Genomic DNA, 12,407 nt, shown 5'->3' with positions numbered 1-12,407 from the left:
TGGCGACCTTCCTTTGGGTTATGCTGCAACCGCGAAGGCGATCACACTTCCTCCACTACGTAGAGACCGGGCGCCGGGTCCAGAGGTTTGTGATTTTTGTTGCCCAGCTTTCCCGGCGCAGGTTTCTTGTCCCCGGCGCGGGCCTGGATCCATTCCATCCAGTAAGGCCACCAGCTTCCCGCGACTTCCTCCGTGCCTTTCAGCCATTCGTCGGCGGTATCCGGCAGCTTGCCCTTCTTCTTCTGGACGTAGAACTTCGCCTTGGGATTGCCGGGCGGGTTCAGGATCGCCTGCATGTGGCCCGACTGGCTCAGCACATAGGTCACGTCCTTGGAACCGAACAGCTGGGTGGACCGATAGGTCGCTTTCCACGGAGTGATGTGATCGGTCACTCCGCCAAGGATGAACAGGTCGCTCTTCACCTTGGACAGGTCGATCTTGTGATCCACCATCTCGACCTCGCCTGTTTTCGTGAAGGCGAGCGTCTCGAACACGGTCAGGAAATCGCCCATCAGGCTGGCGGAGAGATTGGTGGCATCCGCGTTCCAGAACAACACGTCGAAGGCGGGCGGGTCCTCGCCCAGAAGGTAGTTGTTGATGACGTAGTTCCAGATGAGGTCGTTGGGCCTCAGCCACGCAAAGCCGCGGGCAAGGTCGTCGCCCTTGATAACGCCTTGTTTGGCCGCCCGCCGCTTGGCCAGCGCGAGACCGTTTTCGCTGATTAGGGAGCCTGCCTCGATATCGTTCTGCTTGGGGTGCAGCACGCAGACCATCAGCGTGAGAGCGCCCAGAAGCTCATCCTTGTCGGCCGTCATCTTGCTGGCGAGCATTGCGGCGGTCTGCCCGCCGGAACAGCCGGCAGAAACGTTGACCTTCTTCGCGCCGGTAATATTGGCGACGGCCTCCATCGCCTCGCGGCAGGACCGGACATAGTCCGCCATGTCCCAGACGCCCTGTTCCTTTGACGGGTTACGCCAGCTGATGACGAAGGTCTGGATACCGTTGTCGACCTGCCATTTGACGATGGATTTTTCCGGCGACAGGTCGTTGATATACATCTTGTTGATCTGCGGCGGGATGGTCAGCTGCGGGATTTCGTACACCTCGTCCGTTGTCGGGGTGTACTGGATCAGTTCCATCATCTCGGTCCGCAGGACGACCGAGCCTTTCGACGTGGCGACGTTCTCGCCCAGCTTGAACGGGCGCTTGTCGACCTGGCTCACCATCCCCTTGTTCTGGGTGAGGTCGGTATAGGCGTTCTTCAGCCCCTTGATCAGTGACAGGCCGCCGCTGTCGATCATGCGCTTCTGCGCCGTCGGGTTCCCCAGCAGCGTGTTGGTGGGAGCGACGGAATCGATGATGATGTTGGAAATGAACCGGGCGCGGTCCTTCTCCAGGTCGTCCAGGTCCAGCTCTTCCAGCCAGTTCGCCATGCCCTTCTGCACGGCGAGGTAGTATTGCGCGCCCGCCCGCATGAAGGGGTTGTAGCGCCATGCCGGGTCCATGAACCGCTTGTCCTTGGGGTGGGGGGCCAGTTCGCTCTTTCCCGTCATGATCTGGATCATGTCCATGCCCATCGCCTGGCTGTGGCGCATCAGGCGCTGCGGGTCGGAAGCGGTTTCGCGCAGCAGGACCGCAACGGCCCCGATAATGTCTTCCCGCGTCAGGCCGATAAGCGGCCCCAGCGCAGTGGTGGACTGGGCCGCTTCGTTTTCCAGCTCGGTCGTCATGTCGTGCAGCATCCTCTCTCTATCGGCCCGCCTTTTTTCGGCGGTGTCCGTTTGCTGTTTCTCGTCTTCAACCACTCAGGCGCGATGGGCGTTCCGCGTGCGGGCCTGACTACGAGCATCGTCAATCATGGGCCGCGTCGCGGGCAGCGATCATCTCCTCCACGGCGGTGAACTTGCGGCGCGGCGCGCCATCCCTCGCAGCGGCGATTTCCGCTTCGTCGATCTTCTGCCAGTCGCGGAAGGTCACGAGGTCGAGCCCTGTTTCGGCTGCATGGGCATCGAAGCCTTCGCGCCCGAGTTTGGCGACGGAGGAAATCGCGCTGCTCTCGAAGTCCTCCGCGATCCGGTCGATGATGGCATAGCCATCGGGCCGGTTCGTCCCGATCGTGCCGCTGGGGCCCCGGCGTGCCCAGCCGACGCAGTAGAGGCCCGGCAGGATGCGCCCCTCGTCATTTGCGAACCGCCCGGCCCGTTCATCGAACGGGACGTCGGGGATGGGCGAGGTGCGATAACCGATGCAGGTGACGACGAGGTCGGCAGGGACGCGATAGGTCCGGCCCGTGCCGACCGCGCGCCCGGCCTCGACCGAGGTTTCCTCGATCTCGACCTGCGTGACTTTCCCCTCTCCGTGGAAAGCCACGGGGCTGGCGAACATGTCGAAGTCTATGGCGATCGGTTTTTCGCCGCGGATATTTTCCGGAATGGCTGCGAAATCGCGCAGCAGTTTCACCGATTTGCGAAGGCCAGGCTCCACCATGGAATCCTCGCCCTCGGGCGGGAGGTCTGCAGGCTCCACCCGCGGGCTGGCCCGTTCCAGGTCCATCAGTTCCCCCAGTTCCTTGGGCGTCATCATGATCTGGTGGGGGCCGCGCCTCCCGACGATGGTGATGGTTTCCAGCCTGGATGCATCGAGTGCGTCCAGCGCGTGATCGACGATGTCGGCCCCTTCGAATTCACGCCTGCTCTTCGCCAGGATGCGCGCAACGTCCAGCGCGACATTGCCCATGCCGATGACGACGGCATTTTTGCAGGACAGGTCGGGCGCGAGATCGGCAAAGTCAGGATGCCCGTTATACCAGCCGACGAAGGCGGCGCTGCCGAATATGTTGCCAAGCTCTCTGCCGGGAATATCCAGCTCCCGGTCGCGGGGCGCTCCGGTCGCCAGCACGACCGCGTGGTAGAGCTGTTTCAGCGTCTCGATGTTAACGTCTTGACCAACCGTCACATTGCCCACGAACCGCACATTTTCCGTGAGCGCGGTTTTCTCGAACCTGCGGGCCACGCCCTTGATCGACTGGTGGTCGGGTGCGACCCCGGTACGGATGAGGCCGTAGGGCACGGGCAGGGAATCGAACACGTCGATCCGGACATCGAAGCCCCACAGCTTCTGCGCGGCTTCCGCCGTGTAATATCCTGCCGGCCCCGATCCCACGATGGCTATATGCCGCATGCTCTCTCCCCCGATATGGCAGCGATCCTGCGCTGCGATCATGACCCTGCTGCCTACCATGCACAAGGGCAGGGCACCGAAATCGCCAGGAAACAGACTGCGTCAGCCGGTCATGGCTGACAAGCGATTAACCGAGATCGGAAAGTGTGCGGTTTAAGGTTTTTAAACCGCTGGTCGCGCATGGAAACGGCATGAAAGACAAGGACCCTTCGGAGCGCGCGTCGCCCCGGGCACCGCGCAAGCGCGTGAATGCCCCCGCGCGCGCGCGGAAGAAGACGTCCGGTGCCGCGCGCCAAGCCCGCCGGGGAGAGTCCCCGAAGGCCTCGTCATCGAAAACGCGCAAACCCGAACCCAAAGCCAGCGCTTCCGAAAAATCCCGCACGACCGATCGCCGCGATCGTTCGGGCAACAGGCTGACACCGTCGCCCCGCGCTGCCGCCAAGGGCACATACATGCTGCCGACGAACTGGTGGTTGATGGCGGCGGCATACTTGTCGTCGGCCGTGACGGCCTTCGCGATAAACGTGTCGCTGCCTTCCTTGCCGGCGATAATCCTGTTCGCCCTGGCGCCTCTGCTGACAGTGGCGACGCGCTGGTTCAACTCGTGGGAGCGTGACACGCCGCGCGACGAAAACGTGTCGTTCGCCGCCGCGTCCACCGTGGTCGTGGTGCCGGCGCTGATGTACGGGTTCGGTTTCGCGATAGAAGCATTCGCTGGCAGGATCGGGACCTTCCTGTTCGTCGGGGCCATCGTGTCGATCTCCGCCGTGTCCGCCGTCCTGCTATCGGGCCGGGCGATTGCGCTGTTCGGGTGGAAGATCGCGGTGTGGAGCCCCTTCGTCTTCCTGTCGAAGAGTCCTTCTGCCTACCTCGTCCTCGCGATCTTCGTCGTCCTCTGCTATTTTACCGGCCGTTACCAGATGCGTGTCGACCGCGAGCGGGCGGAGCGCAATCTTGCCGATGCGCGTATCCGGAACCGTGCCGTCGATATTCTCAACGATTACGAGAACACGCGTCAGGGGTGGTTCTGGGAAACGGACCGGCGGGGCCAGCTTACCTACCTGTCGCCGCCGATTGCGAAGCATCTGGGCACCACGCCGGAAGAACTTCTCGGGCGCCCGATCCTCGACCTGTTCGAGATGGGCAATGACAACCGCGAAGGCGAGCGGTCGGTCAACTTCCACCTGTCGGCACGTTCTGCATTCCAGGAACTGGCGGTGCAGGCGGCGACCGGCGATGGCGAGCGCTGGTGGTCGATAAGCGGTAGGCCCGTCTTCGACAATTTCAAGAATTTCTGCGGCTTTCGCGGTTCGGGGACGGACCTGACCGAGAAGAAGCGCAGCCAGGAACATGCCTCCCGGCTGGCCCACTTCGATTCGCTGACAGGGCTCGCCAACCGGTTCCAGATGTCGCAGACGCTCAACAAGATCCTGTCCTCTCCGCAGGAACAGAACCGCGAATGCGCCGTGTTCCTTCTCGATCTCGACCGGTTCAAGCACGTCAACGATACGCTGGGCCATCCGGCGGGCGATGCGCTGCTGAAACAGGTGTCGCAGCGTCTGGATGCCGCGGTGGGCGAAAGCGGGCGGGTCGGCCGATTGGGCGGGGACGAGTTCAAGGTCATCTTGCCCGGACGCAATCCCCGGGCCATGCTTGCGCAGCTGGCCGCCGACATCATCCGGTCGCTTTCGCAGCCTTATTCGATCGAGGGACACCGCGTGGTCATCGGCGCGTCGATCGGCATTGCGATCAGCCCGGACGATGCGAAGGATATCGACCTCATCATCCGCAACGCCGACCTCGCGCTGTATGCGGCGAAGGACGGGGGCAGGGGGCGTTACCATTTCTACGCCAAGGACCTGCATTCCGCAGCCGAGGAACGCAGCAAGCTGGAAGAGGATCTGCGCGAGGCGATCGAGAACGACGCGCTGGACATCCAGTATCAGCCGGTCGTCGAATGCTCGAGCGAGACAATCACCGGTTTCGAGGCGCTGATCCGCTGGTTCCATCCGCAGCAGGGGGCCATCCGGCCCGACAAGTTCATCCCGATCGCAGAGGATACCGGCCTTATCCAGGATATCGGCGCCTGGGCCATTCGCCGCACGTGCCTGGACCTTGCCAGCTGGCCGGAAAACATACGTTGCGCGGTGAACGTGTCGCCGCTGCAGTTCTCCAACCCCGACCTGCCGAATGTCATCACCCGCGCCATCTCCGACGCCGGGATTTCTCCTTCCAGGCTGGAACTGGAAATTACCGAGAGCGTGTTCCTGAGCGACGACGAAGGCACGGACGCGATGTTCAGCGCTCTCAAGAAAATAGGGGTCCGGCTTGCGCTCGACGATTTCGGGACCGGCTATTCGTCGCTCGGCTATCTGAAAACCGCTCCGTTCGACAAGATCAAAATCGACCAGAGCTTCGTTCGCGGCGCGACCCAGCCCGGCAGCCGCAACGGTGCCATCATCGCCTCCATCACCAGCCTCGCGCAGGCGCTGGGCATGGATACGACGGCAGAAGGCGTGGAGACACTGGACGAGTTGGACCTCGTGCGGATGCACGGCTGCAGTCACGTGCAGGGATATATCTACGACAAGCCGCTGTCGCTTGCCGACGCCAGCCAGAAACTACGCGACGGGCCTACCGCGGTCGCCCGCGGACCCAAGTCTGCCCGCGCGCCCCGCCAGACGATGCTGCGCAAGATCGTGCTGGAGAACGCGGGCCAGTATTATAACGGGACGGTACGCAATATCTCCGTCACGGGCGCGCTGGTCGAAGGCCTCTACAACGTGCCTGTCGGTACGCTTTTCCGGCTTGCCCTGAGCGAGACGCTGATCGTTTCGGGTACCACCAGGTGGAGCAAGGACGACCGCATGGGCGTGGAGTTCGCGCGGGCGCTGGAAACCGATCCGCAGGGCGGCATCGTCGGCCTGAAAACGGACACGCAATTCGCGGTCGGCGGCGGCATCAGGAAAAAAGCATGAAGCTGCGGCACACCCTACAGTTTTCCAACGGGATGCGGCGCGTCCCGCCGCCGTGCACAGCGATTTTCACGCGCGCCTGGGAGGGCGACCATGGGCCTCAATAAGTTCTTCTCCCGTTCAACCGTCACGGAAGAGCCGGTCAGCCCGATTGACGCCTACAGCGCGTCCGATCCCCGGCGAATCAAGCTGCTCGACGCTATCGAGGAAAGCGACCTGTCCTGGTTCTGGGCGAGCGATGCCAATGGCAAGATCGTCTACCTGTCCCGTGCTGCCCAGGAAAAACTGACGGGTGAAGGCATCGATTTCCACGATCTTTCGCTGGTCGAACTCTTCTCCACGCCGATCAGCGAAAGCGATGACGAGCACGGTCGCCAGCGACCGCTGCCGTTCCTGCTTCGCGCACGCAACTCCATCAATTCCCTGCCGGTGAAGGTCGCCACCAAGAAGGACATCTGGTGGGAAATCTCCGGTCGCCCGCAATTCTGCGAAAAGGGCGAATTCACCGGTTTCCGGGGTAGCGCCAAGGATATTTCGGCGCAGCGCCAAGGGCAGATCGACGTCAATCGCATGGCGCAATACGATGCGCTGACGGGTCTTGCCAATCGCCACCGCATGGAAACGCGGATGGCCAAGCTGCTCACCGCATCGAAGGCCAGCCAGCGTTCCTGCGCGATGATGATGCTCGACCTCGACCGGTTCAAGCAGGTGAACGATACGCTGGGCCACCAGGCTGGCGACGAGTTGCTGAAGCAGGTCGCCCAGCGACTGGACCGCATCATCGGCGACAAGGGCGAGATCGGCCGGCTGGGCGGCGACGAATTCCAGATCATCCTGCCCGACATGGACGATCGCGGCGCTCTGGGCGACCTTGCCCAGACGCTGATCCAGATGGTTTCGCAGCCATATTCGATCAATGGTGCGCGGGCGATCATCGGAACCTCGGCCGGGATTGCCATCGCTCCGTTCGACGGGATCGAGACGGACGAACTGGTCGGTGCGGGCGATCTGGCTCTGTACGCAGCAAAGGCCGGGGGGAGGGGGCAGTACCGCTTCTATTCCAGCGACCTCAGCTCCGACGCGCACTGGCGCCGCCAGATCGAGGAAGACCTGCGGGATGCCCTCGCAACCGACGGGCTGGAAATGCAGTACCAGCCGCTGGTAGATACCAAGACCAACCGGGTGAAGTCGTTCGAGGCGCTTGTGCGCTGGAACCATCCAGAGCGCGGCTGGGTCAGTCCCGCAGAGTTCATTCCCGTGGCGGAGGAAACGGGCCAGATCCTCGACCTTGGCGAATGGGTGATCAGGACTGCCTGCCGCGATGCAGCGCAGTGGCCGGAAGAACTGGTCGTCGCCATCAACGTGTCGGCCATCCAGTTCGCCAACGAAAACCTGCCCACCATTCTCTCCGACGCCATGATGTCGTCGGGCCTCCCGCCGGAGCGGCTGGAACTTGAACTGACGGAAAGCGTGTTCATCGGCGATCCGCACGCGACGCACGAGATGTTTGCGACGCTCAAGAAGATGGGCCTGCGGCTGGCGCTCGACGATTTCGGCACCGGCTATTCCTCGCTGGGCTATCTGCGCAACGCGCCATTCGACAAGATCAAGATCGACCAGAGCTTCGTGCGCGGCGCGTGCGAGGGCGGCAACAACAATGCGGCCATCATCACCGCCATCGTCAGCCTGGCCGAAGCGCTCGACATGGTGACCGTCGCCGAGGGCGTCGAGGCGCATGACGAATTGGATCTCGTCCGGGAACTGGGCGCCACCCACGTCCAGGGCTGGATCTACAGCAAGGCCCTGCCGCAGGATGCGGTCATGGAGAAACTGGCCAGCGGCGAACTGGAGTACGAGCCCAGCGGCCCGGCCAAGGCCCGCGCAAGCCGCAAGGCGATGTTCCGCAAGGTCGGCGTCATCCACGAAGATCACCGCTACGAGGTGGTCATGCGCAACCTGTCGCGCACCGGCGCCCGGATCGAAGGGCTGCTGAACGTTCCGGAAGGCACGGACATGGTGCTCGACCTCGGCAACGGGCAGCTTGTCGTTGCCGTCGTCCGCCGCGCAGAGGAAGCCGCGCAGGGCCTGGAATTCGAGACGAAGCTGATCAGCGACGGTGCCGATGGCCTCTGCACCCGGCACCGCGTCTCTCCCTATGCGCTGGCAGCAGCTGGAATGCCGCTCGCGGCACTGCCGGCAGGCAGCTACGGCGTTGCAGAAGCCATGGGCGTCAATCCGCGCTCGCGTCCCCATTTCCTGCAGATCGAAACCTCTCCCGCCTGAGCGACTCCAGCGCCGTAAAGCCCGGCGCGCGAACAATCGTCACGGGCGGCGCAATGCCATGCTGACATCCGGTGACGGCAGCGCTATCTGCGCTGGCGATGACCGATTTATCCAAGATCCGAAATTTCAGCATTATCGCCCACATCGATCACGGGAAGAGCACGCTTGCCGACCGGATGATCCAATATTGTGGCGGCCTGACCGAGCGCGAGATGTCCGAGCAGGTGCTCGACAACATGGACATCGAGAAGGAGCGGGGCATCACCATCAAGGCGCAGACCGTGCGCCTGAACTACACCGCGAAGGACGGCGAGACCTACGAGCTCAATCTCATGGACACGCCGGGCCACGTCGACTTCGCCTACGAGGTCAGCCGTTCCCTCGCCGCGTGCGAGGGCGCGCTGCTGGTGGTGGACGCGGCGCAGGGGGTGGAGGCGCAGACGCTTGCCAACGTCTACCAGTCGATCGAGCACGACCACGAGATCGTCCCCGTCATCAACAAGGTCGACCTGCCCGCGGCAGAGCCCGAGCAGGTCCGCATGGAGATCGAGGAGGTCATCGGCCTCGACGCGTCCGAAGCCGTCCTCACCAGCGCGAAATCCGGCCTCGGGATCGAGGACGTGCTGGAAGCCGTCGTCGCCAAGATCCCGCCCCCCGCAGGGGACCGCGACGCGCCGCTGAAGGCCAGCCTGGTCGACAGCTGGTACGACCCCTATCTGGGCGTCGTCATCCTGGTGCGCGTGATCGACGGCGTGCTGAAGAAGGGGCTGGACGTCCGCTTCATGCAGGGCGGCACACAGCACCTCGTCGACCGCGTCGGTTGCTTCACCCCGAAACGTACCGACCTGCCGGAAATCGGCCCGGGCGAAATCGGCTTCATCACCGCGCAGATCAAGGAGGTTGAGCAGGCCCGCGTCGGCGATACCATCACCACGACGAAAAACGGCGCGGACAAGGCGCTGCCCGGCTACAAGGAAGTGCAGCCGGTGGTGTTCTGCGGCATGTTCCCCGTGGACGCGGCGGATTTCGAGAAACTGCGCGAAAGCATCGGGAAACTGCGTCTCAACGATGCCAGCTTCAGCTTCGAGATGGAATCGAGCGCGGCGCTCGGCTTCGGTTTCCGCTGCGGGTTCCTCGGCCTGCTGCATCTGGAGATCATCCAGGAACGCCTCTCCAGAGAATACGACCTCGACCTCATCACCACCGCGCCGTCCGTCGTCTACCGCATCCAGCTGGGCAAGACGAAGAACGAGGACGCGAAGACGATCGAGCTGCACAATCCCAGCGACTACCCCGATCCCAGCCGCATCGAACTGATCGAGGAACCGTGGATCAAGGCGACGATCTACACCCCCGACGAACATCTCGGCGCGATCCTGAAACTGTGCCAGGACCGGCGCGGCATCCAGACCAATCTGACCTATGTCGGCGGCCGCGCGCAGGTGACCTACGAGCTGCCGCTGAACGAGGTGGTGTTCGACTTCTACGACCGCCTGAAATCGATCAGCCGCGGCTATGCCAGCTTCGATTACGAACAGATCGGCCTGCGCGAAGGCGACCTGGTGAAGATGAACATCCTCGTGAACAACGAGCCGGTCGACGCGCTATCCCTCATCACCCACCGCAGCGTGGCGGAGGAGCGGGGCCGCGGCATGTGCGAACGCCTGAAAGACCTCATCCCGCGCCACCTGTTCAAGGTCCCCATCCAGGCCGCCATCGGCGGCAAGATCATCGCCCGCGAAACGATCGCCGCCATGCGCAAGGACGTGACCGCCAAATGCTACGGCGGTGATATTTCGCGCAAGAAGAAGCTGTTGGAAAAGCAGAAGAAGGGCAAGGCCCGGATGCGGGAGTATGGCAATGTGAGCATTCCGCAGGAAGCGTTTATCGCTGCGCTGCGGATGGGGGAGGAGTAGCTCACAAAGTCAAGTTTAACGTCCGGTCTTCGTGAGTGTAGAACCGATCGACAATATAGCTGCTGTCTGCAAAGCTGGGTTCAAGCATTGCGGTTGCATAAATAATCTGATGATCAGTTTCCGAGTCTTCGCTAATTTCTTTAAGGAGCGACTGAAATCGGTGGCTTCTTTCCGGCTCCATACCTTTATCCTCAATAGTATCCATTATGAGAAAGCGGGGGTGACGGAATTTTGGATCTTGAAGCGAAGACTTAAAAAATGCTGCGAAAAAACTGTTCCGTAAGTAGACCATTGAACTTGCCGAAAAGAAACTTTCCCCATTTACTGCTAGGCGATCGTCTCCAAAGCTAAATGCTACGGAATCAGCTTTCTGAAAGAGGTCTTGGCGGTCTAGGTCGCGCCGAAGCAGTTTTACGGTGTTATCGGAAATCCGCGAGTATGCCTTTGATAATTGCATTTTTTGCGATCTTTCGCCCGCCTCAATCAATCCTTTCAAATCCAAAATTTCGGAGTTGAGCTGTCGTTTGGTGTCTGAAAGCGCTTCAATCCTTTCGATAATCGTCGCCTTCTCGCTCAGGTCTTCTAGCTGGCGTTCCAGATATCCCGCTCTACCGTAAAGCTTTCGGGCATCGGCTCTGAGTTCCGTAGAGGGCAACCGATTGAGGAGAGCATATCTAGCTTCCAAGGTAGCCCACCTCCGATCAATCTCAGAGAGATTGGAGACCAACCTTTCTAAGTCCTGCTTCCTTTCAGTCTGAAGAACCTGCGATTGCTTTATCTGAAGGCCGGTTTCATTGATGATCGCAAGTATGCGCGACTGCGCACGATTTTTATCAAACGGAGCCTTGCAGAGTGAGCAAGTGTGATCTCCCGCATCTTGGATCGGGGCATAGCAAGACGGGCAATAAATAAATGCAATTCCGTCCAAATTCTGAGCGGTAGTTTGAGCGTTTCTAAGTTGATCTAATTTCGATTGCAAAGCCTTAATGAATTCGTCGGAATCGGTCATCTCAAGCTGTAGCGCGTCAATCTCGGATCTGATTTGCAGCTTCTTTGCTTGAGTGTCAGAAAGTTCGCCATACACTTTGTTTTGTTCTTCGAGAGTCAGCCCATCTGATACTTCGGCATGAAATATTCGCTCCTCCAGCGCGGATGCCTCTTCACGAACTTCATCAAGCTCTCTACGAATTTGGCGAGTTTCAGCTGCGACCCAATCCGAGGAGATATCGTGTTCCGATCCGCCGAAGACGGATATTGCGTTTCGCCATTCGGCAGTCACTGAAGCAAGGGACTTTTCTGCCTCTCTCAATCTAAGTTGGCTACGATAAAGTGCATTGTCAAAAGCGCCACAGAGCAAATCACCGACGGTCTGCCGGGTTAGAGCGGTGTCAAAGGGCTGGAATAAAAATATGCGATCGACCGGGCTCAACTGATCAGCGTATAACAATCGCAGAATCTGGTTCATAGTTATGTTGCTGTTAGTGTCTCCGGTTACCTCGGGCATCCCGAGAAGTCTGAATATAACTTGCGAAAAGCTCTCTTTTTTCTCAGACCTTCTATACGAGTGCAAAGACCAATTCGGGCCCTCTGCATTCTGATCCTCTTCGCCCAATGCTATCCGCATCGGCTGGCCAGATTTGTCGGAAATTTCGCGAACCAGCGTCGCTTTTGCCCCATTGATCTCTACTTCTAGGATCACCTCTGTGCATAGCAATGCAGCTTCGCGCCACTCCGATAGGTCCCCGCCCAACCCATAGAATATGAAATCTAGAACGGTTGATTTGCCAGAACTATTTTCGCCGGCAACAATATTTAGCCCATGATGGAATACTGCATCATATGCGACTTCTTGCTCTCGCTTAACCGTCAGGCGATGAATGAAGAGGCTGGGGCTATACAACGTCATATTTAAATTCACCCAACTGCGTACGGTCCTTGATGCCGCCGACGCCATCAAAAGGGAATTGGTTCAAATCATTAAATAGAAACGATAAAAGGGGCTCAAGCTTGGCGGTTTCGAGTTCTATCTGTTCGCGAATTTCAGTTGGACAAT

The 12,407-nt window shown here is 60.4% G+C and carries 8 protein-coding genes; 3 read left to right on the top strand and 5 right to left on the bottom strand.

Annotation, left to right across the window (positions count from 1 at the left end; translation table 11 throughout):
• Positions 1-41: 41 nt before the first annotated feature.
• The 3 genes from ACGHJ7_RS10550 to ACGHJ7_RS10540 form a co-directional block, all read right to left on the bottom strand.
• The gene (locus ACGHJ7_RS10550) at positions 42-1,730 is read right to left on the bottom strand and encodes a PHA/PHB synthase family protein (RefSeq protein ID WP_390477192.1); all 1,689 of its coding nucleotides are present in this window, start codon (positions 1,728-1,730) and stop codon (positions 42-44) included.
• 121 nt (positions 1,731-1,851) lie between these two features.
• A complete protein-coding gene (locus tag ACGHJ7_RS10545; protein WP_390477451.1) occupies positions 1,852-3,180 on the bottom strand; it encodes an FAD-dependent oxidoreductase in 1,329 nt (442 codons plus the stop codon).
• Positions 3,181-3,307: 127 nt separating this feature from the next.
• Positions 3,308-3,781: a hypothetical protein gene (locus ACGHJ7_RS10540; protein ID WP_390477190.1), complete on the bottom strand. Its 474-nt coding sequence runs from the start codon at positions 3,779-3,781 to the stop codon at positions 3,308-3,310.
• On the opposite strand from ACGHJ7_RS10540, the gene ACGHJ7_RS10535 reads away from it, so the two are divergent.
• From ACGHJ7_RS10535 to lepA, 3 genes are all read left to right on the top strand, one after another.
• The gene (locus tag ACGHJ7_RS10535) at positions 3,762-6,158 is read left to right on the top strand and encodes an EAL domain-containing protein (protein ID WP_390477188.1); all 2,397 of its coding nucleotides are present in this window, start codon (positions 3,762-3,764) and stop codon (positions 6,156-6,158) included. The two genes, ACGHJ7_RS10540 and ACGHJ7_RS10535, sit on opposite strands and share 20 nt — an antisense overlap.
• A 90-nt stretch (positions 6,159-6,248) precedes the next feature.
• Positions 6,249-8,438, top strand: a complete 2,190-nt coding sequence (locus tag ACGHJ7_RS10530) for a putative bifunctional diguanylate cyclase/phosphodiesterase (RefSeq protein WP_390477186.1) — start codon at positions 6,249-6,251, stop codon at positions 8,436-8,438.
• Between the two features lie 98 nt (positions 8,439-8,536).
• Complete coding sequence (gene lepA, locus ACGHJ7_RS10525) at positions 8,537-10,354, top strand: translation elongation factor 4 (RefSeq protein ID WP_390477183.1); 1,818 nt, start codon at positions 8,537-8,539, stop codon at positions 10,352-10,354.
• A gap of 1 nt (position 10,355) precedes the next feature.
• On the opposite strand, the gene ACGHJ7_RS10520 is transcribed toward lepA, so the two are convergent.
• Together ACGHJ7_RS10520 and ACGHJ7_RS10515 are read right to left on the bottom strand one after the other, a co-directional pair.
• Positions 10,356-12,272 carry an AAA family ATPase gene (locus ACGHJ7_RS10520; RefSeq protein WP_390477180.1) on the bottom strand — a complete coding sequence of 639 codons (1,917 nt, stop codon included), beginning with the start codon at positions 12,270-12,272 and terminating at the stop codon, positions 10,356-10,358.
• On the bottom strand, positions 12,247-12,381 hold the full coding sequence (locus ACGHJ7_RS10515; protein ID WP_390477448.1) for a hypothetical protein: 135 nt from the start codon (positions 12,379-12,381) through the stop codon (positions 12,247-12,249). Before ACGHJ7_RS10515 ends, ACGHJ7_RS10520 begins: the two co-directional genes overlap by 26 nt.
• Positions 12,382-12,407 lie beyond the last annotated feature (26 nt).

The organism is Altererythrobacter sp. MTPC7 (assembly GCF_042851395.1).
In the GTDB taxonomy this organism is placed as follows: Bacteria; Pseudomonadota; Alphaproteobacteria; order Sphingomonadales; family Sphingomonadaceae; genus CAJXSN01.
The sequence above is the reverse complement of the archived record's forward strand: the minus strand, read 5'-3'. Positions and strand labels throughout refer to the sequence as shown.

Bases quoted from the DNA above. Each gene is read 5' to 3' on its own strand.
- ACGHJ7_RS10550 (WP_390477192.1), bottom strand. From the start codon at position 1,730: ATGACGACCGAGCTGGAAAACGAAGCGGCCCAGTCCACCACTGCGCTG.
- ACGHJ7_RS10545 (WP_390477451.1), bottom strand. From the start codon at position 3,180: ATGCGGCATATAGCCATCGTGGGATCGGGGCCGGCAGGATATTACACG.
- ACGHJ7_RS10530 (WP_390477186.1), top strand. From the start codon at position 6,249: ATGGGCCTCAATAAGTTCTTCTCCCGTTCAACCGTCACGGAAGAGCCG.
- lepA (WP_390477183.1), top strand. From the start codon at position 8,537: ATGACCGATTTATCCAAGATCCGAAATTTCAGCATTATCGCCCACATC.